The organism is Chitinophaga dinghuensis, from assembly GCF_003259435.1.
In the GTDB taxonomy this organism is placed as follows: domain Bacteria; phylum Bacteroidota; class Bacteroidia; order Chitinophagales; family Chitinophagaceae; genus Chitinophaga; species Chitinophaga dinghuensis.
In genome coordinates, this window is sequence record NZ_QLMA01000014.1 from 20,323 (window position 1) to 44,088 (window position 23,766).

23 protein-coding genes are annotated in these 23,766 nt (G+C 45.4%); 13 read left to right on the forward strand and 10 right to left on the reverse strand.

Going from position 1 to position 23,766, the window contains the following annotated elements; translation table 11 throughout:
• The first annotated feature begins 112 nt into the window (after window positions 1-112).
• The 3 genes from proS to CLV59_RS28465 all read left to right on the forward strand — a co-directional run bounded on the left by proS (window position 113) and on the right by CLV59_RS28465 (window position 5,401).
• A complete protein-coding gene (gene proS / locus CLV59_RS28455) occupies window positions 113-1,588 on the forward strand; it encodes a proline--tRNA ligase (RefSeq protein WP_111595511.1) in 1,476 nt (491 codons plus the stop codon).
• A 118-nt stretch (window positions 1,589-1,706) separates the two neighbouring features.
• On the forward strand, window positions 1,707-4,643 hold the full coding sequence (locus CLV59_RS28460) for a sensor histidine kinase (protein ID WP_111595512.1): 2,937 nt from the start codon (window positions 1,707-1,709) through the stop codon (window positions 4,641-4,643).
• Entirely contained in the window at window positions 4,640-5,401 is a 762-nt protein-coding gene (locus tag CLV59_RS28465) for a LytR/AlgR family response regulator transcription factor (RefSeq protein ID WP_111595513.1), read from the forward strand. The genes CLV59_RS28460 and CLV59_RS28465 overlap by 4 nt, the downstream gene beginning before the upstream one ends.
• A gap of 309 nt (window positions 5,402-5,710) precedes the next feature.
• Here CLV59_RS28465 and CLV59_RS28470 read toward each other — a convergent pair whose 3' ends face one another.
• The gene (locus CLV59_RS28470; RefSeq protein ID WP_111595514.1) at window positions 5,711-7,291 is read right to left on the reverse strand and encodes a trypsin-like peptidase domain-containing protein; all 1,581 of its coding nucleotides are present in this window, start codon (window positions 7,289-7,291) and stop codon (window positions 5,711-5,713) included.
• A 226-nt stretch (window positions 7,292-7,517) separates the two neighbouring features.
• Complete coding sequence (locus tag CLV59_RS28475) at window positions 7,518-8,516, reverse strand: acyl-CoA reductase (protein ID WP_111595515.1); 999 nt, start codon at window positions 8,514-8,516, stop codon at window positions 7,518-7,520.
• Window positions 8,517-8,610: 94 nt separating this feature from the next.
• Here CLV59_RS28475 and CLV59_RS28480 point away from each other — a divergent pair, with 94 nt between their 5' ends.
• The 6 genes from CLV59_RS28480 (at window position 8,611) to CLV59_RS28505 (ending at window position 12,161) form a co-directional block, all read left to right on the forward strand.
• The gene (locus CLV59_RS28480) at window positions 8,611-8,958 is read left to right on the forward strand and encodes a 4Fe-4S dicluster domain-containing protein (protein WP_111595516.1); all 348 of its coding nucleotides are present in this window, start codon (window positions 8,611-8,613) and stop codon (window positions 8,956-8,958) included.
• Between the two features lie 159 nt (window positions 8,959-9,117).
• A complete protein-coding gene (locus tag CLV59_RS28485; protein ID WP_111595517.1) occupies window positions 9,118-9,468 on the forward strand; it encodes a 4Fe-4S dicluster domain-containing protein in 351 nt (116 codons plus the stop codon).
• Window positions 9,469-9,592: 124 nt separating this feature from the next.
• Window positions 9,593-10,582, forward strand: coding sequence for a D-alanine--D-alanine ligase (locus tag CLV59_RS28490; RefSeq protein WP_111595518.1), 990 nt, complete (start codon window positions 9,593-9,595; stop codon window positions 10,580-10,582).
• 36 nt (window positions 10,583-10,618) lie between these two features.
• On the forward strand, window positions 10,619-11,437 hold the full coding sequence (locus tag CLV59_RS28495; RefSeq protein ID WP_146616349.1) for a PASTA domain-containing protein: 819 nt from the start codon (window positions 10,619-10,621) through the stop codon (window positions 11,435-11,437).
• A 52-nt stretch (window positions 11,438-11,489) separates the two neighbouring features.
• Window positions 11,490-11,795, forward strand: a complete 306-nt coding sequence (locus tag CLV59_RS28500; RefSeq protein WP_111595520.1) for a rhodanese-like domain-containing protein — start codon at window positions 11,490-11,492, stop codon at window positions 11,793-11,795.
• A gap of 96 nt (window positions 11,796-11,891) precedes the next feature.
• The gene (locus CLV59_RS28505; protein WP_111595521.1) at window positions 11,892-12,161 is read left to right on the forward strand and encodes a hypothetical protein; all 270 of its coding nucleotides are present in this window, start codon (window positions 11,892-11,894) and stop codon (window positions 12,159-12,161) included.
• Between the two features lie 103 nt (window positions 12,162-12,264).
• On the opposite strand, the gene CLV59_RS28510 is transcribed toward CLV59_RS28505, so the two are convergent.
• The 7 genes from CLV59_RS28510 to CLV59_RS28540 are packed head-to-tail and all read right to left on the reverse strand — an operon-like array spanning window position 12,265 to window position 18,759.
• Entirely contained in the window at window positions 12,265-12,651 is a 387-nt protein-coding gene (locus CLV59_RS28510; protein ID WP_111595522.1) for a RidA family protein, read from the reverse strand.
• Between the two features lie 29 nt (window positions 12,652-12,680).
• Entirely contained in the window at window positions 12,681-13,757 is a 1,077-nt protein-coding gene (locus CLV59_RS28515) for a class II glutamine amidotransferase domain-containing protein (RefSeq protein ID WP_111595523.1), read from the reverse strand.
• Window positions 13,758-13,802: 45 nt separating this feature from the next.
• Window positions 13,803-15,011: a hypothetical protein gene (locus CLV59_RS28520; RefSeq protein ID WP_111595524.1), complete on the reverse strand. Its 1,209-nt coding sequence runs from the start codon at window positions 15,009-15,011 to the stop codon at window positions 13,803-13,805.
• An 11-nt stretch (window positions 15,012-15,022) separates the two neighbouring features.
• Window positions 15,023-15,907: a type 1 glutamine amidotransferase gene (locus CLV59_RS28525; protein ID WP_111595525.1), complete on the reverse strand. Its 885-nt coding sequence runs from the start codon at window positions 15,905-15,907 to the stop codon at window positions 15,023-15,025.
• A gap of 38 nt (window positions 15,908-15,945) precedes the next feature.
• The gene (locus CLV59_RS28530) at window positions 15,946-17,046 is read right to left on the reverse strand and encodes a carboxylate-amine ligase (RefSeq protein ID WP_111595526.1); all 1,101 of its coding nucleotides are present in this window, start codon (window positions 17,044-17,046) and stop codon (window positions 15,946-15,948) included.
• 45 nt (window positions 17,047-17,091) lie between these two features.
• A complete protein-coding gene (locus tag CLV59_RS28535) occupies window positions 17,092-18,048 on the reverse strand; it encodes an ATP-grasp domain-containing protein (RefSeq protein ID WP_111595527.1) in 957 nt (318 codons plus the stop codon).
• Window positions 18,049-18,051: 3 nt separating this feature from the next.
• Window positions 18,052-18,759 (reverse strand): alpha/beta hydrolase-fold protein, encoded by a 708-nt coding sequence (locus CLV59_RS28540; protein WP_111595528.1) that lies wholly within the window; start codon window positions 18,757-18,759, stop codon window positions 18,052-18,054.
• Between the two features lie 62 nt (window positions 18,760-18,821).
• Between CLV59_RS28540 and CLV59_RS28545 the strand changes: the two genes are divergently transcribed.
• Window positions 18,822-19,592 (forward strand): alpha/beta hydrolase, encoded by a 771-nt coding sequence (locus CLV59_RS28545; protein WP_111595529.1) that lies wholly within the window; start codon window positions 18,822-18,824, stop codon window positions 19,590-19,592.
• Here CLV59_RS28545 and CLV59_RS28550 read toward each other — a convergent pair.
• Entirely contained in the window at window positions 19,570-21,015 is a 1,446-nt protein-coding gene (locus tag CLV59_RS28550) for an OmpA family protein (RefSeq protein WP_111595530.1), read from the reverse strand. The two genes, CLV59_RS28545 and CLV59_RS28550, sit on opposite strands and share 23 nt — an antisense overlap.
• Before the next feature lie 102 nt (window positions 21,016-21,117).
• Here CLV59_RS28550 and CLV59_RS28555 point away from each other — a divergent pair, with 102 nt between their 5' ends.
• Genes CLV59_RS28555 through CLV59_RS28565 form a run of 3 tightly spaced genes read left to right on the forward strand, consistent with a single transcriptional unit; the run spans window position 21,118 to window position 23,566 of the window.
• Complete coding sequence (locus CLV59_RS28555) at window positions 21,118-21,879, forward strand: prolipoprotein diacylglyceryl transferase (protein WP_111595531.1); 762 nt, start codon at window positions 21,118-21,120, stop codon at window positions 21,877-21,879.
• Window positions 21,872-23,299, forward strand: coding sequence for a radical SAM protein (locus CLV59_RS28560; protein WP_111595532.1), 1,428 nt, complete (start codon window positions 21,872-21,874; stop codon window positions 23,297-23,299). The genes CLV59_RS28555 and CLV59_RS28560 overlap by 8 nt, the downstream gene beginning before the upstream one ends.
• A 6-nt stretch (window positions 23,300-23,305) precedes the next feature.
• A complete protein-coding gene (locus CLV59_RS28565; RefSeq protein ID WP_111595533.1) occupies window positions 23,306-23,566 on the forward strand; it encodes a hypothetical protein in 261 nt (86 codons plus the stop codon).
• Window positions 23,567-23,766 lie beyond the last annotated feature (200 nt).

Below are 23,766 nucleotides of genomic sequence, written 5' to 3' on the forward strand. Positions count from 1 at the left end.
TATTACGCCAGACTATGATTTAATTTTCTTGATATAGGAAAAATTTTATATCAGGATAATTTTACAAACTTTTTGTTTAAATATAAGGAAATATAAATTAGACATTTTATTTATGAGTAAAGAGATCACCGCTCGTTCAGCTGATTATTCCCAATGGTATAACGACTTAGTGCTGAAAGGTGGACTGGCAGACTACTCTGCCGTAAAAGGATGTATGGTTATCAAACCATACGGCTTTGCTTTATGGGAAGCAATGCGCGATGTATTGGACCGCAAATTCAAAGAAACCGGTCACCAGAACGCTTATTTCCCGCTGTTTATCCCCAAAAGCTTCCTCAGTAAAGAAGCAGCGCACATCGAAGGATTTGCCAAAGAATGTGCAGTAGTAACCCACTACCGCCTGAAAAATGACCCGAATGGCGGCGGCGTAGTAGTGGACCCCGAAGCCAAACTGGAAGAAGAACTGATCGTTCGTCCTACTTCTGAAACCATCATTTGGAATACATATAAAGACTGGATTCAGTCATACCGCGATCTGCCACTGCTCATCAACCAATGGGCCAACGTAGTTCGCTGGGAAATGCGTACCCGCCTGTTCCTACGTACTGCCGAATTCCTCTGGCAGGAAGGACACACGGCACACGCTACTGCTGAAGAAGCGGTAGCAGAAACGACCCAGATGCTGAATGTATACGCGGATTTCGCAGAGCATTATATGGCAGTTCCTGTGGTACGTGGCGTGAAAACAGCCAACGAACGCTTTGCCGGCGCCGTAGATACCTATTGTATCGAAGCGCTGATGCAAGATGGTAAAGCCCTCCAGGCTGGTACCTCTCACTTCCTCGGTCAGAACTTCGCCAAAGCATTCAACGTACAGTTTTCCAACAAGGAAAATAAACTGGAATACGTATGGGCTACCTCCTGGGGCGTGTCTACCCGCCTGATCGGAGGCCTCATCATGGTGCATTCAGACGACCAAGGTCTGGTACTGCCTCCAAGAATCGCTCCGCTGCAAGTAGTGATCGTGCCTATCTTCAAAGGAGAAGAACAGAAAGCAAACATCGATGCAAAAGTAAACACCCTCATCGCCGACCTGAAGAAATTAGGCGTTAGCGTGAAATACGACGACAGCGATAATAACCGCCCAGGCTGGAAATTCGCAGAATACGAAATGAAAGGCGTACCTGTTCGTATCGCTATCGGTGCAAGAGATATTGAAAACGGCGTTGCTGAAGTAGCCCGCCGCGATAATAAAACGAAAGAAACACTGCCACTGGAAGGCCTGGCACAACGCATTCAGGACCTCCTGGAAGAAATTCAGCAGAACCTCTTCAACAAGGCTAAATCCTACCGCGATGAACACATCACCCGCGTAGATACCTTCGAAGAATTCAAACAAGTACTGGATGGAAAAGCAGGTTTCGTAAGCGCCCACTGGGATGGTACCAGCGAAACGGAAGAGAAAATTAAAGAGCTTACCAAAGCAACTATCCGTTGTATTCCGCTGAATAATCCGCAGGAAGAAGGCGTTTGCATACTCACCGGCAAACCTTCAAAGGAAAGAGTATTGTTCGCAAGAGCTTACTAATAACAGAGTGCATCCCTATATGCATTCAGGAAATAATTACAATGAGTGTAAATTCACTCATTGTAATTATTTTTAATTTCTTTCCCTCATTCCAAAAGAAAACCAGTAAATTTATCCGATGCCCTCTGTCCGTTACATATTGTTTTGGATGCTGGCCATCTTTTGTGTTAGTACGGTAGCCCGCGCACAGGGCCTGATGATCCGTAACTTCAACGTAAAAGACGGACTGGCAAATGCCACCGTTTATGCTGCGGTACAAGATAAAGATGGGTTTATCTGGTTCTCCACACCCACAGGCGTTAGTAAGTTCGATGGTAAACGCTTCCGCAACTACGCTAAAAAAGATGGCCTGACAGATAATGATGTGGTCAAACTTACCGCAGATTCCAAAGGCCGGGTATGGTTCTTCACCCTCAACGGGAAACCTTCCTTCTACTTCAATAACGTCATCCACAACGAAGAAAACGATACCACCCTTGCCTTCAATTCACATGGTCATTATCTTCAGTATGCCTTCGAAGGAGCAAGCGGAAACCCAATCTGGTTCCTCAACTCCAACAACAGAAGCCTGCTATATAACGGGAAGAAAATAACCTACGATAAACAAGGCCTCTCCGGTAGCGATGTCCGCTTCCTCCTCGCCCGCGACAGTATCTTCCACCCGTTACAATCCGCCTTCCGGCTGGAAACTTTGAAAGACCCCAATAACCCTGATCAAAAAATTATCTCCGTTCCCCCTTTCCCGGTAGATGATCCGGAATTCCGCAGCCGCATTAACAAACATCCGGTAGTCATCCTGAAAAACAGTCTCTATTCTTTCCGCTTTAAAGATGCCATCAGCTTCTTTAACGGCCCGGAATGGGGTATCAGGGAAGATATCAGCGATATCTGCCTCGATAACGATAATCTCTGGGTAGGTACCCAACGCGCCCTCTACCTCATCAAGAATTTCTTCAAAGGAGAACGGAAAGTAACCCGGCTCCTGGAAAATCACTACATCACCTCCCTGCTGAAAGACCGGGATGGCAATATCTGGATAACTACATTCGGAGATGGGGTGTACTATATTCCGTATAAAAACTTTTATTTCAGCTATCTCGATAATACCAACGGACTTTATTCTCACTCTATCTTCAGTATCTGCAAAGACAAAAAAACAGATCTGCTCCTGATAGGTCAGAACGCCGGTATTCTTAATACAATGGATGCACAAGGCACTATTCGCCAGTTCACTTTGGATACCACCACCGGCAGAAACAGCCTGCTCTCCATTCTGCCTTACAAAGAAAATAATGTACTCATCGCCACAGATAATGCGCTGTTTCAGTTCAACACCCTCACGCAGCGCCCCAGCCTGTTGCGTTCTGTGAAAATGCTGAAAGATGTGGACGTTTCCCCTTCCGGAAAAATCCGCATCGCTGCAAAGAATGAAGTCATATCACTGGATAACAATTATGTGATCCCCGATCTGGATATGGTGGTTTCCTCCATCGCTTCTGTTGATGATTCTACTTATTTCGTTGGTACCAATAACGGACTGTATTACTGCTCAGATAACAATCGGCAACTGGTAAGACCAGGAAATAATACCCACCTGAAACAAAGCATCAAGGACCTGAAATGGATTAACGGATTCCTCTGGATAGGCACCAGCGATCAGGGGATTTATGTGATGCATCATGATTCAGTGGTCAGGCATCTTTCTACAGCCAACGGTTTGGCTTCTGATATCTGCCAGCAACTCTACTACGATGGCGTCGGTAAATTATATGTGGCTACGAACAAAGGAGTCAGCGTAATCGATGTAACAAATCAGCAGATTGTCCGGAATATCACCTCCAATGATGGCCTCATGTCGGACGATATCAGAGGCGTTTATTCCGATGATGACATGCTGTATATCGCCACTTCCAATGGCTTATGCTATTTCAAGGGGAATAATCTCCCTGTAGATTCTGTACCACCGGTAATTTATCTCAGTAATATCCGGTATGGCGATAGTACCTTCATGCCGGCAAAGGATTTCATTCATCTGTACCAGCGGAAAGCCTCTTTTGAAGCGGAATTCGGTACAATTGTTTTCGATCTGCCGGATCAGGTGGAATATCAGTATAATTTCTCCGGCGACAGTACTACCGGTTGGGTAACGACGATGTCTAATATCATTCCGTTCCCAGACCTGCAGCCAGGAACGTACAAACTGATGGTGCGTGCCCGGAAATATAAGAGCGACTGGAGTCAGCCACTGAACCTCAATATCAGCATTCTACCGCGCTGGTACCAGCAATGGTGGGCAAGAGGAATACTACTGCTGTTGGGATTACTGGTAATTCTTTTTATCTTACGCTATATTGTACGCAGAATCAAGCAATCAGAAAAGAGAAAGACAGAATATAACCGGCGAATCGCAGAGCTGGAAGCCAAAGCCCTGACGAACCAGATGAATCCACACTTCATCTTTAATTCGCTCAATTCAGTACAACACCTGATTCTGGAAAAAGAAGAAAAACAAGCATTGAATTTTCTGGCCGACTTTGCCACACTGATGCGGCAGATGTTGAATAATTCCAGGAAATCGTATATCTCTCTGGAAGAGGAAATAGCCTTCCTCACCAGGTACCTGGAACTGGAGAAAATACGCTTTGCACATTCATTTAGTTATAAATTCATCCTCCAGGAATCCCTGAAGGACTATACCATCTATATTCCGCCTATGATCATTCAACCAATTGTGGAAAATGCGATCAAACACGGACTGGCGCCGAAGAATAGCAGCGGCTGCCTGGAAATAAGACTGGAAATGGTGGATGACCTGTTATATTGCTCTGTTGATGATGATGGAATAGGATGGGATAAGTCCAATACCCTGAAAAGTACAAGACTGGTAAAACACGAATCAACCGCGCTGAGCGTGATTAAGGAGCGATTGCAGATTATAAAATCTTTTAATGGAAGTGTTGGAAAGTTAGAAATTATTGATAAATTTAAATCGGGTTTCGGCAATAAGGAAGGTACCTTAGTTGAAATCCTGATTCCCATTGTTAAGATGTTATGAGTAATATAAAAGCTGCCATTGTCGACGATGAAGTCCGCAACATTCATATTTTGCGAAATATCCTTGAGAATTACTGTAAGGATGTCACTGTAGTGGGAGAAGCGCAGAATATCCATGAGGCGGCAGAAATGATTAAAAACAACCCCATTGATGTACTTTTCCTGGATATCGAGATGCCTCCGCATAACGGTTTTCAGTTGCTGGAAATGTTCCCTGTACTGAATTTTGAAGTAATTTTCATCACAGCCTTTCAGGAATATGCCTTGCAAGCCATCAAATTTGCAGCCCTCGACTATCTGCTGAAACCAATCAAAGTAAGTGAAGTAGAAGATGCGCTGGAAAAGGTGAAGAAAAGTAAGAAAGGGCGTTTGAATGAATTAGCCTCCATCCTGAAAGACTATGTAAAGAACAATGACAATGCCTTCTCTAAAATTGTAATCCCCGTTAACGACGGCTACAATGTAATTGACCTGAAAGATATTATCTATTGTGAAGCATTCGACAGCTATACCAAAATTCAGCTGATCAATAACGTGTCTCATCTGATCTCCAAATCATTGAAAGAATACGAAGAAATGCTCTCCGATAAAGGATTTTATCGCGTACATAAATCTTTCCTGATCAATATCCACCACATCGTTAAAATTATTAAAGGCCTCGGTACTGCCGTTGTCATGAGCGATCAGAAAAATATTCCTATCTCTTCCCGCAAAAAAGAAGAGTTCTTCACTCAGTTAAAGGGTGTGATTAATCTTTAATTTATATTTTTTAATGATATTTAAAAGCCGGTTAGCTTGCGCTTAACCGGCTTTTTTGTGCATTCACAAGGTAATTTTCGTCGTTGACGGGAAAGCATAGATAATATCATATGTATATCTTATTTTCAATATGGGTTTTCATAGATATGGCTGATTACCTGTGAAGTTTTTTCAGGCAATGCAGGTATTGCTTAAGATAAAAAGGGTCACCAATGGTGACTCTTTTTATTTGTATGAACTGCTTCGGGAGTCCATAAAAAAAGGCGCCTCTAAGTAATAGAGACGCCTTTTTCGTTTATACTGGCTTGACTAAAAGCTTTCCCTGGCAGCGCTGCCAGTTTGAATATTGTAATAATAGATATTGGTACTCTTTTCCGGATATAATCCGATCAGCTGGATGCTGGATTTTTTGTCCAGGATTCTTGCCAGATCATCTGGCGTAGTAACAGCCTGGTCGCCAGCTTTTATAATCAGGAAGCCGGGAGCCATGGATGTTTGTTTTTTCAGGATACCATTGCCGATCGCGCTCACCCAAACGCCCCCACGAATACCGAGTCTGCGTGCATCATCTTTATCCAGTGCGGAAAGATCTGCGCCTAAACGGTCGATCATAGTGGTTTTCACCACGTCAGTATTCCCGGAAAGGTTACGCAGCACCACGTTATCTGCCGTCATTTCTTTGTTATTACGCAGATAGGTGATGGTGATTTTATCGCCTGGTTTGTAGCGGGCAATTTGTTCTGTCATCTGAGACGCGCCAGGAATAGGTACGCCATTGATTTTTGTGATGATATCGCCTGTTTTGAGGCCGGCTGATTTGGCGGAACCGTTTTCCACCACTTCTGTTACCTGTACGCCAGGAGCATCTCTTCTGACACCCAGTTCTTTCAGCTGGTCGTCTGTAAGGGAGGCGATAACAGAACTTGGCATGTAGGAAATACCCAGGTAAGCGCGTTGTACGTTACCATATTTCATCAGGTCGTTCACTACTTTTTTCACCAGGTTTACCGGGATAGCGTAGGAGTAACCTGCGTAAGAACCGGTAGGAGAGGCGATAGCAGAGTTGATACCTACCAGTTCCCCATTGGTGTTGACGAGGGCGCCACCACTGTTACCCTGGTTAACGGCAGCATCAGTTTGGATAAAGGATTCGATAGCGCTGTTGCGGGAACCGCGACTCTTATTAATCCCAATGGTACGGGATTTAGCGCTCACGATACCAGCGGTAACGGTTGCATCCAGGTTTAATGGATAACCTACTGCCAGGACCCATTGCCCAATTTCTACGTTGTCGGAGTTGCCATACAGCAGGTAAGGCAATCCGCTTGCATCAATTTTAATAACGGCCAGGTCTGTGCTTGGATCGGCGCCAATCAGTTTTGCCTTATAGGTTTTACCGCTATTAGGCAGAGAGACGGCTATCTCATCGGCATCATCAATCACGTGATTATTGGTAACGATGTAACCGTCATCGGAAATCAGGACCCCTGAACCCGAAGCCATCTGGCCTGGAATGTAATATCTGCGGCCATCGCCGTTACCATTAAATTCATCGCCGAAGAAATCATCGCCAAAAAGATCCTGCAAAATAGAACGTTTACGTTGCAGGTTATTGCCGTTGGTTACCTGGCGGGGATTGATCTTTGTTTTGATGTGAACCACTCCTGGTACAGCGGTTTTAGCTGCCGCTGTAAAATCAGATGGGGGTAATGCGCCGCTGCTGTGTTCCGTGCCTGGCATATACCGGGCATAATTCACAGGTATGTCAGTAGAGCCATTCTGGAAAATTCCTGCCTGTCTGGGTTGGATATATTTGCTGTACACAAATATGGAGGCAGAAGCGGTCACAATGCTAATAAGGACAATTGTAACAATTTGCTTGAATTTCATATTATAGTGTGTTTAGCGATACGAATAAATTTGTAACTCGCACAATAGGTCAATTATAATGCCTTCGATACAAATTTAATAGTCGTGTTTAATCAAATATCCTTGTCAGTCATCACTTTAACAGTTTTTTATATCAATCGTTAATTTAAATTAAAGATTAACGGATATCAGGCTGACAACCCTTCATTTACTATCTGACAGGATAACAATCTGATGCGACATTTTGTTAGATCCCCAGTAAAAATGCCAGGGTATCCACACCGTCCGCATATTCACTGAGCGATGGTTGTTGTGCATAGCCGAAAGGTATAAAATCCTTTCCCACCAGGCATTGCAGTACTTCATCCTGTTGAAGCGTAGCGGCAAGTGTCTGAATATCATCATAATAGCCATAATTCAGTACGCTCAGTGGGCTGAAGAGAGATTCCGCTTCATGCAGCAGAATAGTGCCATTGGTGATGTAGGGACTGTTATTCAGCAGCAACAGGGCCAGGTTATAGTCGTAGTTGTTTTTGTATTTGTGGTGATCCATCAGGTCACTGTATTTGTTGAGGGCATCCAGTAATGGCTGGAAGTTATAGTCTCTCGGTACAAATATTTTGGTCACATTACGGCATCCCAGGCCAAAATACAGCATAATATCATCTGCCAGGGCCTCCAGTTCAGCCGGAGTTTCCGTGCCGGTTAATACTGCTGCCGAAGTGCGGTTATGACGAATGATATGCGGATATTTAGCGAAATAGTAATTGAAATAGCGTGCAGAATTGTTGCTGCCTGTGGCGATATATGCCTGACAGTCTTTCAGCATGTCCAAAACTTCCGTTTGGCCGGCTATTTCAGGGTACCATTCCTCCATTTTACCAAGGATATGTTTCATGAGGATTTCATCCTTACCGGAGAGCTTCAGTTTAACCTGATGGCCGCTGATAAATCCGCAGAGCCAGTCATGGAACCCAACGAGGGGGATATTACCGGCTGCCACAATACCCACTTTGCGGGGAGTACGGTCTGCTGTTACCGCAGGGTAAGCCTGCAGCCACTGCTGGAGTTTGGAAGGTTCCAGGAAGTATTGGCAGATATTTTCCAGCGCATTGTTGATAAATGCCGGGATAAACCATCCATTGGCGATATAAGCCCTCTCCTTAACCTCTTCCCATTCAGGGCTGTTTCCGGCCAGGTATTGGCCCAGGCGCACCAGCGCTGCTTCTTTTTCTGCTATATTCATGAATCTTTAATAAATAATGACTTGATTAAACCCGGAATATTATATTTTTGTCCACAAAATTAATGGCTTACTACTTAAACAAAAAGTTTACTCTATGGCAATTAAGATAACAGACGAATGTATTAACTGCGGCGCTTGCGAACCAGAATGCCCAAACAATGCAATTTATGAAGGCGGAGTGGAATGGGCCATTGCTGATGGAACCAGTGTTAAAGGATCATACACGCTGATGGATGGCTCCACTATGGATGCTGATCAACGTAATGCTCCAATTAGCGTAGATACCTACTACATCGTTCCAAATAAATGTACTGAATGCCAGGGATTTCATGAGGAGCCGCAATGTGCAGCTGTTTGCCCGGTAGACTGCTGTGTTCCGGACGAAATGTACCAGGAAACAGTAGATGAACTGCTGGGTAAGAAAGATAAACTGCACGTGTAGTTAATATATTCAAAAGGAAGCTAGAACCGCTCTGGAATGGTGCCAGAGCGGTTTTTTTATGCCCCTTTCCACATACGTATATGCCTTTGCCGTTAGGAATTCAGGAACAGACATAGTACCTTTCCGGTGACATAGATTAATAACTAAATCTTATTCCCTATGGCATTAAAAATTAATGATGAATGCATCTGGTGCGGCGCATGCGAACCAGAATGCCCCAACAACGCCATCTATGAACAAGGCGTGGAATGGTCCCTCTCAGACGGGACTTCCCTGAAAGGACAAGTAGTCCTAAAGAACAATGAACCGCTGGATACCAGCCAGCGAAACGCTCCTCTCAGCAACGACATCTTTTACATTGTACCAGACAAATGCACGGAATGCCAGGGCTTCCATGAATCCCCCCGATGTGCAGATGTTTGTCCCGTGGACGCCTGCGTCCCGGATGAAATGTATCAGGAAACGATGGATGAATTACTCGGTAAAAAGGAATTTCTGCATGCGGAGTAACACTCGATAGTTTTGCCGGAGCCCGGCCCCTGGCCGGACTCCCTTCTTCCCGCTATTATTTTCCGGCCTTCTTGTGCGGCAAAAAACTTTCCTTAACTTTACCCGCTTATAGCTCAGTCATCTTATGAAGAAAAATATTGCTTTAGTTGCCGGTGGCTACTCCGGAGAATATGTAATCTCAGTACAAAGCGCTGTTACCATCGAGAAAAACCTGGACAGCAACAAGTATGCGGTCTATAAAATTATTGTTACCCGCGAGGGCTGGACTTACACCGCCCCTGATGGCAAACAGTATGAGGTGGATAAGAATGATTTTTCCCTGCTGATCGACGGGAATAAAATCAAATTTGACTGTGTCTTTATCGGTATTCATGGCACTCCTGGCGAAGATGGCCGCCTGCAGGGATACTTCGAAATGCTGGATATTCCTTACACCAGCTGCGGAATGGTTACTTCTGCACTTACTTTTAACAAAAGCTATTGCAATAAAGTAGTAGCCGCATTCAATGTGGTGAATGTTTCCAAATCTGCTCATATCTTCAGTAACCAGCCTTACAATACACAGGATATCCTTCAGCAACTGCGTCTGCCGGTATTTGTGAAGCCCGCAGAAGGCGGTAGCAGTATCGGGATGTCAAAAGTAAAAACGGCTGAAGAGCTGCAACCTGCTATTGACAAGGCTTTTAAAGAAGATACTCAGATTTTGATTGAAGAGTTTGTGAAAGGGAGAGAACTGACTATCGGCGTATATCGCGCTGGTGGAGAGTTGCACGTACTTCCAATGACAGAAGTAGTAAGCAGCAAAGAGTTTTTCGACTACGAAGCTAAATATACGCCAGGCGTTTCCAATGAAATCACGCCGGCTCCTGTACCTGCAGAAATCACTACCCTTGTACAACAAACAGCTTCTAAACTCTATAATCTGTTGAACTGTAAAGGCATCACCCGAATCGACTTTATTTGGGACGAAGCCAATAATAAATTATTTTTCCTGGAAGCCAATACCATGCCTGGTCAGTCTGAAAACAGCCTGATCCCGCAACAGGTCAGAGCTGCAGGAATGACGCTGACAGACTTCTACGGCGCTGTGCTGGAAGAAGCTATGAAGCGCTAACCTGTAACTGATTTATCACTTTTAACGTAATAAACTGTGTTTAATTTTATTACTAAACGTTCTTTTGTAGTCAATCTGATAGCGGCTATAGCCATGTTTTTCCTGCTGGCTGTTATCTTCTTTACAATGCTTCCTATTATTACCAAGCATGGTAAGCAACTCACCGTTCCGGATGTAAAAGGTCTGAATGTAAAAGATGCCATTGCCAAGCTGGAAGCGGCTGGATTTGATGCAGAAGTGAGAGATTCCATCTACATTGATAGTATTCCGCCACTCGCAGTATGGGCCCAGACGCCCGACAAAGGGGCCGAAGTGAAAATGGGAAGAACCATTCACCTGACGGTCAACAAAACGGTAGCCCCTATGGTGGCTATGCCAGACCTGGAAGGTCTGACTTTCCGCAGTGCAGAAATGATGCTGAAAAGTTTGCGCCTGAACGTAGGAGATACCATCTACAAACCTGATTTCGCTACCAATACAGTACTGCAACAGCTCCTCAATGGTAAAACGCTGAAACCTGGTACCATGGTGGCAGAAGGGACTAATATTACCCTGATTCTCAGTAGCGGCAGAGGAAGCGTGGAGAACCCAGTACCTGATTTCATCGGATTGACCTATGCGGAAGCCAGGGAAATCCTCAGTGCAAGTAATCTCAACGTAGGTTCTGTAATTATAGATTCTGGCGTGTCAGATACTTTAAATGCTTATATCTACAAGCAGTATCCTACCCGCAAGAATGAAATAGGCGATTTCAATATGGTCAGAGCAGGGGAAGCCGTAGATCTGTACCTGTCTGCCACCAAGCCGGTGAAAGACAGTTCCGGAGCCGCTCAGCAGCCTCCTGCAAATGAGTAGGGAAAAATTGGTTATTTTTACTGGCAATCAACAATCATTAAAAAAGAAAAGTATGCAAAACATAACTGCTGAAGACTTAAAAGCGCGCCTGGATGCCGGAGAGCAACTGACACTGGTGGATGTTAGAGAACCACACGAACGTGCTGAATTCAATATCGGTGGCATTCATGTGCCATTGGGTCAGATCCAGATCATGCAAATTGATGAACTGGAAGGCCTGGAAGATAAAGAAGTCATCGTTTACTGCCGCAGTGGTAACCGCAGCGGTCAAGCAGCCATGCTGCTGGAAACCCAGGGCTTCACCAATGTGCTGAACCTGGCCGGCGGTATGCTGAAATGGAGAGAAATCTACGGTTAATCCGTCTTTTTGATATTTTTATCTGATAAATCCGGGGGCATTATGCTTCCGGATTTTTTTATACTTGTGGCATAAATCATTATCCCCAAATATCTTATGCTGAAAATTTTGAAGTTAACCTTGTTATTGGGCTTCGCACCAGTATGTCTGTACGCACAAAATCTTGAAACAGTGACCAGTACTCCTAATGGTAATGTTACGCCTTATCCCTTGTTCCTAACTGGAAACAGCAATAAGCCTGCTGCCGGCAATGGTCTGGGAGAAGTAGTTAAACTACAAATGAAAAAGATAGAAGAATTAACCCTGTATATCCTGGAGCAAAATAAACGTATTGAAGCCCTGGAAGCACAGCAGCAAAAGAAATAATCGAATACCCTAAGGGAACTTAGACCGGCGATCCTGACTGTTGAAAAAAAACAAAAATCCCCTGATGTCGCAGACGTCAGGGGATTTTTTGATCTGGCTGCTGTTATGATTTTATAATAGCGGTAGCTTCTATTTCCACCAGATACCGGGGATCAATCAATTTACTCACCTCCACCATAGTGGTAGCTGGCTTTATACTCTTAAAGAACTCGCCATGCGCACGGCCAAATTCCTCCCAGCGACTAATATCCGTTACAAACATCCTGGTTCTTACCACATCATGTAACGTAGCGCCAGCTCTGATCAATACAGCTTCAATTTTGGCTAAAATGAACTTCGTTTGTTCGTACGCGTTACCTTCTGCCACTACTTTTCCTTCATCTTCTGCAACGGTACCAGATACTTCAATAATATTTCCGGTTCTCACTGCGCGGGAATAACCCACTTTATCTTCCCAGGTGGCTCCGGAGGAGTAATTGATGCGAGTCATACAGTTGATATTTATGCTTATAAAGATAGTTATTTACTGTCGGCCGGGGTATTCCTGAATTTCACAACTTTTCCCAGCAAATCAAACCAAAATGGCGCTCCTAAAGAAATGGCCATGGCGGTCATGAACCATCCTGCCAATACCAACCAGATATTTGCCTGTAGTGGATGAGAGAGTCCGAGTCTGCCTACGGCAAAATCCCGGTGTATCCCCAATACGTTACGCGCTTCAGCAGCATCGTTGCGTAGCATCCCATACACGGCTACCACGGCAGTATCGGCTACAAATGCTTTCAAAGAGGTGTCTTTACGGAGGAAGGCGCTGTCTTTATACACCAGGTTATGCTGTTGTAAGGTATCCATCCTAGGATAAAAGGCGTCGCTGCGGCTGCTGGCCAGTTGCACCATTTCCTGGCGGACCGTTTTATCTTTCATGAGTATTCTGGCAATGGCAATGGTATCCACGTTAAAAACGCCGGCAACAAAAAATCCGATGATCAGCAGCCAGGTCTGGCAATGTTTGCGATACCAGCTGCTGGCCCTGGACATGGTTTCATTGAACCAGGCCTCCAGCTGTACCCGGAACTGAGGAATATCCTGCCCTGCATCTGCAAAAAGGTTTCGTATATGGGATACCGTATGTGTACCTAAATGGAGGCTATTCTCTTCCAGGGCGGCCGCAATGGTTTCTGTATCGCTGGTCCTGGCGGTGGTACTGGTACGCAGGAGATGAACGATGGTTTGTGAAAAAATAACGGGACTGATATAGGCTGGTCTGGAAGCGGCGGTATTTTCTCCCAGGTAGTGGATAGAAGGAGAGTTGTAGAATTTCTTCAGGATAGGGGCATCGGCAAATGGGTTGAAATAATGAACGATACTCCATCCTTTTTCGTAAAACCAGGTGAAAAACGTGAATTTTCCGAATTTTCCGAGGTCATCTGCATGGGTATCTTCATCCAGCATACGCCGCAGGGCCTTAGAAAGAATACGTGCCCGTAGTCCAAAAGCGCGGGCAATCATCTCCTGCAAAATAGTAACGAAAAGGGAATACAGCAGGTAAATGAATATCAGCCCCAGGGCTACGTCGATGGCAAGGTTACTAAACATACATAGGGATTTGGGTCAAAAATAGGGCATAGGTACGCAGGCGATTTACGTAGCTGGCGGAATAGCCTCAAAGAAACAGCAGCTGCCACCTACCCAGGTATCATCGCTGTTGAAGCCTACTCCAATCATCCTGCCTTTGCTGATGCGAGACAGGTTGTGTACAAGCATTGGACGTGCCGCACCATCCGGCCAGATATACATCATACGGATTTCACAGATGGCATTGCCATCCGGCGTAACGATGGCAGGATCATATTTCACCCGATGCTGCAAGATCCAGTTTTCCGGATCGCTGATAGCATTGATATCTTCTTCTGTTACATCAATTTTTACCCCCTGACCGGCAAAAGAGAATAAAGGTTTCAGCACATAGTTTTCCAGATCTGTTGGAATGACCGGTAATTGATGCAGGTACCAGCTTTTCGGAATGTAATCGCTGTGCAGCAATGGCATGGTATATTTACTGATCCGGTAAAACCAGTTGGGATGGGTGATCCATTCCACGTCCAGGTCCTGGAAAAGATTTACATGCTCGCCGAGCGTGGACTGCTGCCGTTGCAGATCATCGAAGATAATCCGGTTATAGATGCGTTTTACTGGCGTAAGCACACCATCCCTGCGATAGAAAAGCTGATTGCCTTCCTGTACCAGGTCTGTGATGCAGACAGCGCGTATTCCTAAATATTTCTCTGTGCTGTAAAAATCGATCTTTGTTTTTTGTTCTTCGGGCTTTACTTCCAGCAGAATTACTTCTTCCGGCGGAAGGTTACCGATGATCATATCCCGCAGGAGTTGGTAATAACTTTCGTCGTCCAGGCCGTTGAAATAGTTATTCAGTTCCGCCGGAATTTGAAAATGATTCCGGTATTGTTTGGCCATCACCTGTTGGAAAGCGTTCATGGTAGGAAAGCCTTGCAGTTCTATCAGCTGTGGTTCCAGTTCTCCGGCTTCGTTGCGGGTGACGGCGAAATCGATTACAATGAAATGAGGATGGTCATTTTCTCCGGGCACTCTGAGGGCAGGAGGGATGGCATCTTCCGTCAGTGTTTTGAAATCTGGGCGGAGTATGACATTCACTACTTCTTCGCAAGCCTGTACCAGCTTGGCGGTCAGGTCGCCGGGAACAAATACGGGCGTTTCTGCTACCCTGAAGGCAGGGGCTACGCCGGCATCTTCGGCCATTCCCTGTAGGAAGTGATGATAGGCCGAAGTGGTAAACTGTTCATTATAGGCTTTTCTTACGGAAGGAATCATAGTAAAATATCTTAGAAGAAAGTGTTTTCGTTATCATTATGGGCCGCTACCTGTACCAGTCGCTCAATGGTGGCCAGTCTTTCGCTGAGTGCGCCATAGATGGCATAGTCCAGGAATGCGGTGATGAAGCGGTCGTGCGTCAGCATGATCTTATCCGGATCGGTGAGCTGGGTAAGCATGCTTTCATACTTTTCCATGCCGTGATGGGAAATGACCTGTTCTTTCTTTTCTTCCTGTAACAGGTACATATGCATACCAGCGGCATCTGCTTCGGGATGGAACTGTGTTCCTATGAAATGATCATTGAATCGGATGGCCATGGTAGCGCGTTCCAGGGGAACGTGCGGCCGTTCTTTTTCAATGGCCAGTACTTTGGCGCCCATGGCAGCAAGATTTTCTTCATTGAGTTCTATCACCTGCCAGTTGCGGCTATCCACAATATAAAAAGGGTCCGGAAGGGCGGAGAAAACTTTCTCCTGCATGCCGGCAGCTGTTTTATGTACGGGGAAAACGCCGAAAGCAGGGGATTTGCGTTTGCACACATTTCCTAACTTGTAATAACGGCACATGATCTGGTAGGAGTGACAGATAAAAAGCATGGGCTTTTTCTGTTCATGGTGATTATTCCATGCCATCAGGTCTTCCACGAGGTGAAAATAGGCCTTTTCCCAGTCGCTTCCTTCACTGTCAACCGGACTTCCAGGGCCGCCAGTGGAGATGTAGATATCGTAGGATGTATCAGGTACCTGTTGCTCTAGTCTTACCTCAAATTCATCAAAAAGCAGATTAAGCGAGTGCATTTCTGCATATTTCAGCAATATCTCCCGGATACAGCGCATGCCTTCGTTCGGCACACCTTCGTACATATCCAGCACGGCTATTTTAATGGTTCGCATGCTGCAAAATTACAAATATCATGGGAGGAATCCTGCAATTAGCAGTTCGCAAGAAATTGTTGCTGAATGAAATCCGTTACTGCAACGAGGTCTTGGGTATCTTCATATACTTTCAGCTGCCTGTCTGCGCCGGTTCCATTTTCCAGAATACGGGCGGTAGCGCTGAGAATTTCCCTGCTGCCCAGGTCGTCCACCACATCGTCGATGAAGTCGAGCAGTTCAAAAATGAGCGCACGGGTATTGACTTCCATTTCCTTACCGAAATCGATCAGGTTGCCCTCAATGCCATAGCGGGAAGCCCGCCATTTGTTTTCATTGACCAGTGCCCGGTTATAGATAATGAAGTTCAGGTTTTGCATGCGCAGTTTATAGATCTTGGCGCATACGGCCTGGAACAATCCGGCGATGGTGATGGTATCATCCAGGGTCATAGGTACGTCGCAGATCCTGAATTCTACGGTATTGAAGAAGGGGTGTACTCTCAGATCCCACCATACTTTTTTTGCATTGTCGATACAATTGGTTTTTACCAGGAGCTGGATATAACGATCATATTCTTCAATGCTGGCAAAATAATCGGGGATACCGGTACGAGGGAATTTATCAAAAACCTTTGTGCGGAAGGATTTAAAACCGGTATTCCGGCCTTCCCAGAAAGGACTGTTGGTGCTTAATGCAAAGATATGCGGTAGAAAATACCGCACGGAATTAGCGATATGCAGGGCCATATCCCGACTTTCCATACCCACATGTACGTGCAGGCCGAAGATGAGATTGGAGCGTGCGGCATCCTGCATTTCGTTGACGATTTCGAAATAACGGGGATTGTCCGTGATCAGTTGCTGTTGCCAGTGGCTGAACGGGTGAGTACCAGAAGCACCGATGCTGAAGCCAAGATCACCGGCAATTTGTGCGATGGTCTTGCGGAGCAGGGCTACGTCTTCGCGGGCATCGTGGATATTATTACAAATGCGGGTGCCCACTTCTACTACGGCCTGATGAAATTCTGCTTTCACCTGGTCCCGTATCACTTTGTGGGCGTGCTCCACGATTTTTTGTTCATGCGATCTCAACTCCCGGGTTTTGGGGTCCATCACCATGTATTCTTCTTCTATACCCACTGTGAACGCATTGTACATATAGTGCTCCTATCGTTTTTATTTATACAAATGTATGTCGGGAAATCAATCGGCTGTAATTTTTTTCTGAATATCCCGATGGATAAATTTTCCCCAGGTGAGATTATCTTTTTCCGGCTCCTGTGCCATCGCTCTTTCAATGGCATATTGGGCGCTGGTTTCTACTATCCACTCGAAATTATCTTTCCCAATGGAGTGAATATCCGCGTCCGGAGCGGGATTACAGAAATCGATCGCATAGGGTACATCTCCTCTTACGGCAAATTCCACGGTGTTGAAATCATACCCCAGGTGCTGATTAAGAGCCAGGGTGGCCCGGGTAATTTCTTCCAGCACGGCTGGCGGTGTGTCGAAAGTTGCCTGGTACCGCTCATGATGCGGATGCCGGGGATTGTATGGCATAATATGTACATGTTTGCCACCAATGCAGTAACAGCGGTAATAGGAAGTGAAATCTATCTCCTCCTGCAACATCATAACCAACTGGCCGGTTTTCTGGTGTATATTATAAAATTCTTCTTTGTCGCTCAACCTGTATACGTCTCTCCATCCGCCGCCGTCAAAAGGTTTGAGGTAGGCAGGGAAACCCACATAGTCAAATATTTCCTGCCAGTGCAGCGGATAAATCAGGTTACGGAACGACTGATTAGTAGTATTGTTGGGCAGCTGAAAAGAGGGCAGCAGTGCGGTTCTGGGCACGCGTACGCCTATTTTCTCTGCCAGGGCATTATTGAAAAATTTATCATCTGCGCTCCACCAGAAGGGATTGTTGATAACAGCTGTCCCAGAGGCTGCCGCATTTTTAAGATATGCCCTGTAAAAGGGTACGTCCTGGGAAATTCGGTCTACAATAACGGCGTAACCGGAGCTTTCCCCCTGCAATACTTTGCCGATGGTGACAAATTCCGCGAAAATTCCCGGAGGATTTTTCCGGTTGATGCGGTCTACAAATGCCTGGGGAAAGGTGTTTTCCTGTCCGAACAGGATGCCAATCTTTTTCATGTGTTACCTGATTAATGAGAGATAGCGGGGAAGCATATTACACCAGGAAGGCCAGTCATGCGTACTTTCCGGGCGTATATCCAGCCAGTGGGTAATATCTTTTTTGGCCAGTATACCAGACATATTCTCGTTCTGGGAACGCGTAACATCGTTATCGGCCACGCCAAGAATAATCCCCATACGCCAGAGGGCCTCATGTTGATTATCACGCATAAAATCTACCGGATTACTAAAATAGACCTGGTCGTCGTAATAGCCATCCAGTCGGGAGCGGACATCAAATATGCCACTGAGCGAAAAAAGATAAGATACTATTTCCGGATGACGGAATGCAAAAGAGGTAGCATGAAATCCTCCAAAGCTGCAACCAGCAGTGATAATCCGCTGGTGGCCTGTTTCGGCAATCATCCTGGGATATATTTCTTCCATCAGTAGTTTGTCATAACGCTCATGGTTATACGCTCGCTCGGCGGGAGAAATATGCTTATTATACCAGCTGCTGGTATCGTAACTATCCGGACAATATACGCTGACAATTCCTTCATCAATAAACCAGCGGATAGCATCAATTAAGCCTCTGTCTTTACTTTCATAGTATCTGCCCATAGAAGTGGGGAACAATAGCAGGGGATAGCCGCCATGGCCAAATACCAGCATTTCAAATTCCTGGCCTATGTTAGGAGATGACCATTTATAGAAGTTTTCAGTCACGGTACAAGCTTTGTCTAAATTTAAAAAATGTTTCCCGAATTGAATATGCGTACCTTCATTTTATGATCTGGAATGATTTCGTTTATGCACCCGGACTGGACCGGGAAGTGCTCCTGGATATATACCAGTTCAACGAACAGCCGAAAACACTACTACTGTTGAACGACGGCCAGGAAGTCCGGAAAATGGACCTGGCGGGATTGCTGGACAATTTGCAGCTACCCGTAGCGGTGGTAGCGATTCATGCAGGTTCCGCGCGACTGCAGGAATATGGTGTTGCATCCCAACCAGATTATAACGGCGATGGCGCGAAAGCCGGTGTCTACACTACTTTTATCACCACTGTTTTACTCCCTGCGCTCTATAACCGTTTTCCTGACTGGAAATCCTTACCTGTGGCCTTCGCTGGCTTTTCCTTAGGAGGATTATCAGCCCTGGACATCGTTTGGCATCATCCGGAAATATTTTCCTTCGCCGGTGTTTGCTCCGGTTCTCTTTGGTGGCGGAATGTGCCGCTGGGGCCGGATTACAGTGATGCCAATAACCGAATCATGCATAAACTGATCCGCGAAAGTGACTATCAGCCGGGATTACAGTTTTTCTTCCAATGCGGAACCGAAGACGAAACCGCAGATCGTAACGGAAACGGCATCATTGATAGTATCGATGATACGCGGGATCTGATCCAGGAACTGTTATCCAAAGGATATACCATGGATAAAGACATCTGGTATGATGAAATTGCCGGCGGCAGACACGATTCCGTCACCTGGGAAAAGGCTTTGGCGGCCATGTTGTTGTTGCCGTTTTTCAATGATCCGGGTAGAAAATAATAATCTCCACTCTTCTGTTTTTCTGCCTGCCCTGACTGGTACTGTTATCCGCTACAGGCATAGATTCTCCCATCCCATTAATGGCCGTGATGGCCGACTGCGGATGTTTCCGCCGTACATATTCCGCTACTGATACCGCTCTGCGCATACTCAGGTCCATATTATACAAGGCTGTTCCTTTGTTATCAGTATGGCCGGTAATGGCCAGTTGTATGCCGGGAATAGCTGGAATATGGCGGAGCAGACTGTCCAGTGAAGCATAAAGAAGTTGATTCAATGCGCTGCTGTCAAATTTGAACAGGATATCCGGGATAACAAGCGTATCTGTTTTGGCTACAGGAACCGGCTTTTCCACCGCAGACTGGCAACTGATGATTTCTATGGAATCTATTCCCGGGTGTAGGCGACTATACCCTGTTATCACAAAATCATCAAAGCTGAATCCCATGTTATAGACGAGGTATTTGGCCACTTCATTGGCCCTGTCTGTGGCAATAATTTCGTTATACTGGGAATTAGGCTTCCGGTAGGAATATCCGGAGATATAGATCTTCTCCCGGACATCTTCTGGTTTAAGTGTGAACACGCTGCCTAACTGATCTGCATATACGTCATTGATTTCTTTGCGATTACCGCTGAAGAACTCTGGCGAAATGACCACTGTATCGCATTTGCCACTACGTTGAATCACTCGTAACGGCAACTGCAGCTTAGGTTTGAGGGCTGCCTGATTTAAGGATGCGCTGGGGCTGGAATAGGAATGGCGCCAGCGATCGTTGTAGAGTAATTTACGGATACTGTCGGCCATAGCGGTATTGTAAGTTTGCCCGTCGAGGGGAGTGACCGCAATACTATCGATATAACAGTACAGGTCGCGGGGATGCTTTGCCGTGGTGGGCGCACTGAAATTCCCCATAACCAGATAGCGGTAGTTTTCTGCCGCTGTGAAGGTGGCTGTTGAGGTTATCCAGCCTTCTTTCGGTTTATCAGGACTGGATTTAGTGAGATGAACAGTAGGTGTAGCGGCCAGTTGTACTGGAATATCCTGGAAGGTTTCAGTGGTGTCCAGCTTTATGTCAAGAAAAGTTGATGCATTAGCGGTATTTAACCAGAAAACTTCCAATTTATACCGGGTACCTTTCTGTAATGGATTGAGTAGCTGTGTTTTATAATATGGCCGAAAGCTGGTATTGGCGCGGTTTTCCATGATAAGTGTAACGGAGTGGTTGTTGGAAGGAATTTCTCCATTGTATATCACTTTACTAAAAAAAGGGGCAGTTGGATACCAGGCCCTCGGGGCACATTTGGCGGCATATTCGATGCAAATATTAACTTCATTGAAACCGGGGTTAGGAAGCAGATTTTGCGCAAATACGCTCATCCAGCTACAGCACAGCAACAAGGTGGTAAGGATAGATTTCATAAGGTTGGTTGATTAGCGTCTAAACGCGATAAAATTCTGTTTTATTTTGAGGTGGCCCCTGATTTTAAGATAAAGATTAAATTGTGTAAAAACTTGATAACCTTGCAGTTTCCGTTAACTTTTCAAATTGGCGCTACCCATCTGCCCCTGCATGCACTGACGGAAACCCTCGGTATGTTTATAGGCTTTCGGTATTTTCTGTTTCTGAAGAAGCGTCAGGGAGACGCGGTTCCTCAGCCCAATCGCATTTGGGCGATAATAGGAGCTGTTTTTGGAGCCCTTTTTGGCAGCCGGCTACTGGGGGCGCTGGAAAACCCGCCTGTATTGTTGTCTACCCCTAATATCCTGCTATATATCTACGCTAGTAAAACCATAGTGGGCGGTCTGCTCGGCGGGCTCGCAGGCGTAGAGATCATCAAAAAAATAATAGGAGAAACCCGTTCTACCGGCGATTTATTCGTATATCCATTGATACTCGCCATGATGATAGGACGTATAGGCTGCTTTACCATGGGGATTCATGAAGAAACCTACGGATTGCCTACCACACAGCCCTGGGGCATGTATCTTGGAGATCAATACCTGCGGCATCCAGTATCCTTATACGAAATAGTATTCCTGGGATTGTTGTGGATATCGCTGGCTTTGCTGGACAGGAAAGCGTCCCTGGTGAGTGGAGCGCGGTTTAAGCTGTTTATGGTGGCATATTTATTATTTCGTTTTTTACTCGACTTTATTAAACCCGGCTGGAGGTTTTCATTTGGCATAGGATCTATACAGATGGCCTGTTTGCTGGGGTTATTATATTATCTCCCGGATTTCATTTTTCCGGGCCGACTCATTCAAAAACGCCATTATGCCTGAGAAAAACTACACTTATTATGACTTCACGTTGAGCATCTGCAGCACTTGCTTACGCAGAGCAGACGCCAAAGTGATCTTCGAAGAGGGAAAAGTATTTATGGTAAAACGCTGTCCGGAGCATGGTATGGAAAAGGTACTGATTGCCACGGATATTGAGTATTACAAGAATACCCGTAACTATAACAAGCCTTCTGAGGCGCCGTTAAAGACCAATACCAATACCCATTACGGATGTCCGTATGATTGTGGTTTATGTCAGGACCATGAGCAGCATTCTTGTTTGAGTGTGATTGAGCTGACAGACAGGTGTAATCTCACTTGTCCTACCTGCTATGCTATGTCCAGTCCACATTACGGGCGGCATCGTACGTTGGAGGAAATAGAACAGATGCTGGATATTATTGTAGCTAATGAAGGGCAGCCGGATGTGATACAATTGAGTGGGGGAGAACCTACGCTGCATCCGCAGTTCTTCGAGATATTGGATATTGCGAAGCGGAAGCCTATCCGCCATTTGATGGTGAACACGAATGGTATTCGTATTGCGAAAGACAAGGAGTTCACTGCCCGGCTGGCGTCCTATATGCCTGATTTTGAGATTTATCTGCAATTCGATTCCTTCCGGCCGGAAGTGCTGGAACGTATGCGTGGTAAGGATTTGACGGATATACGAAAGCAGGCTTTGGAGAACCTGAATGAAGTAAACCTCAGTACCACGCTGGTAGTTACTTTACAGAAAGGTCTGAACGAAGATGAAATGGGGGATATCATTGATTATGCCCTGAAACAACGTTGTGTACGCGGGGTTACCTTTCAGCCAGTGCAGGTTGCGGGTCGTACGGATGATTTTGATCCTGCCACAGACCGTATCACGTTAACGGAAGTACGTCAGCGTATATTGGAGCAGTCGCCCATCTGGCAGCCGAACGATATTATTCCGGTGCCTTGTAACCCGGATGCATTGGCGATGGCGTATGCTTTGAAAATAGAAGGAGAGGTATATCCACTGACCCGTTATGTGGATCCGGCGGTATTGCTTAACAATTCTAAGAATACCATTGTATACGAACAGGATGAACGCCTGCATCAGCATATTTTGAAAATCTTCAGTACTGGAATATCCACGGATGCGGCTGTGGGCGATATGCAGTCTTTGTTGTGTTGTTTACCGCAGATACAGGCGCCGGGGCTGGATTATTCCAATTTGTTCCGGATAGTGATTATGCGTTTCATTGATGCTTACGATTTTGATGTGCGGGCGATAAAGAAATCTTGTGTGCACATTGTACATAAAGATGGACGCATTATTCCTTTTGAGACAATGAACCTGTTTTACAGAGATGATAAAGAGGAATACCTGAAGGCGTTACAGAAGGAGATGGGTGGCGCAAAGCAGTTGTTATCTCCCGATAAAAAATAAAAACGTATGAATAGATTCTGGAAGCTTACACTTTATATGGCGGGAATTCCATTGGGATTGGGATTGTTATTGTGTATTGGTGGGTCAGATGGACTGGCGTCTGCTGGCATATTAGGCTTGGCGCTCATCCCTATTTATATTATTGGTTCTATTGTGCTGGCGATCATGGGGCATACAGAAGAAGCGAAAGCGATGATATTGAGTTTAGGGTTATTGTTATTGTTGGGGCTTTCTATATGTGGACTGATGATTGCGTCTATGAATTAATGTGATAAACTGTAATAAATAAAAAGAGGATGTCTCAAAAGTAAAATGAACGTCCTGAGAATTGCTTATAAGGCTACCCGAATGAAAAGAGGCTGTATCATGATTTGGACTGCTCCCCAAAAGTTGGATAAAAAAATTAAGTATTTTGGAACTGAGCTCGGTATTTTACCGGGCTCATTCCATTTAGATTTAGTCTGATT

Excerpts from the sequence above, each read along its gene's own strand:
- proS (WP_111595511.1), top strand. The coding sequence starts at position 113 with ATGAGTAAAGAGATCACCGCTCGTTCAGCTGATTATTCCCAATGGTAT.
- CLV59_RS28460 (WP_111595512.1), top strand. The coding sequence starts at position 1,707 with ATGCCCTCTGTCCGTTACATATTGTTTTGGATGCTGGCCATCTTTTGT.
- CLV59_RS28465 (WP_111595513.1), top strand. The coding sequence starts at position 4,640 with ATGAGTAATATAAAAGCTGCCATTGTCGACGATGAAGTCCGCAACATT.
- CLV59_RS28470 (WP_111595514.1), bottom strand. The coding sequence starts at position 7,291 with ATGAAATTCAAGCAAATTGTTACAATTGTCCTTATTAGCATTGTGACC.
- CLV59_RS28475 (WP_111595515.1), bottom strand. The coding sequence starts at position 8,516 with ATGAATATAGCAGAAAAAGAAGCAGCGCTGGTGCGCCTGGGCCAATAC.
- CLV59_RS28480 (WP_111595516.1), top strand. The coding sequence starts at position 8,611 with ATGGCAATTAAGATAACAGACGAATGTATTAACTGCGGCGCTTGCGAA.
- CLV59_RS28485 (WP_111595517.1), top strand. The coding sequence starts at position 9,118 with ATGGCATTAAAAATTAATGATGAATGCATCTGGTGCGGCGCATGCGAA.
- CLV59_RS28490 (WP_111595518.1), top strand. The coding sequence starts at position 9,593 with ATGAAGAAAAATATTGCTTTAGTTGCCGGTGGCTACTCCGGAGAATAT.
- CLV59_RS28500 (WP_111595520.1), top strand. The coding sequence starts at position 11,490 with ATGCAAAACATAACTGCTGAAGACTTAAAAGCGCGCCTGGATGCCGGA.
- CLV59_RS28505 (WP_111595521.1), top strand. The coding sequence starts at position 11,892 with ATGCTGAAAATTTTGAAGTTAACCTTGTTATTGGGCTTCGCACCAGTA.
- CLV59_RS28510 (WP_111595522.1), bottom strand. The coding sequence starts at position 12,651 with ATGACTCGCATCAATTACTCCTCCGGAGCCACCTGGGAAGATAAAGTG.
- CLV59_RS28515 (WP_111595523.1), bottom strand. The coding sequence starts at position 13,757 with ATGTTTAGTAACCTTGCCATCGACGTAGCCCTGGGGCTGATATTCATT.
- CLV59_RS28520 (WP_111595524.1), bottom strand. The coding sequence starts at position 15,011 with ATGATTCCTTCCGTAAGAAAAGCCTATAATGAACAGTTTACCACTTCG.
- CLV59_RS28525 (WP_111595525.1), bottom strand. The coding sequence starts at position 15,907 with ATGCGAACCATTAAAATAGCCGTGCTGGATATGTACGAAGGTGTGCCG.
- CLV59_RS28530 (WP_111595526.1), bottom strand. The coding sequence starts at position 17,046 with ATGTACAATGCGTTCACAGTGGGTATAGAAGAAGAATACATGGTGATG.
- CLV59_RS28535 (WP_111595527.1), bottom strand. The coding sequence starts at position 18,048 with ATGAAAAAGATTGGCATCCTGTTCGGACAGGAAAACACCTTTCCCCAG.
- CLV59_RS28545 (WP_111595529.1), top strand. The coding sequence starts at position 18,822 with ATGATCTGGAATGATTTCGTTTATGCACCCGGACTGGACCGGGAAGTG.
- CLV59_RS28550 (WP_111595530.1), bottom strand. The coding sequence starts at position 21,015 with ATGAAATCTATCCTTACCACCTTGTTGCTGTGCTGTAGCTGGATGAGC.
- CLV59_RS28560 (WP_111595532.1), top strand. The coding sequence starts at position 21,872 with ATGCCTGAGAAAAACTACACTTATTATGACTTCACGTTGAGCATCTGC.
- CLV59_RS28565 (WP_111595533.1), top strand. The coding sequence starts at position 23,306 with ATGAATAGATTCTGGAAGCTTACACTTTATATGGCGGGAATTCCATTG.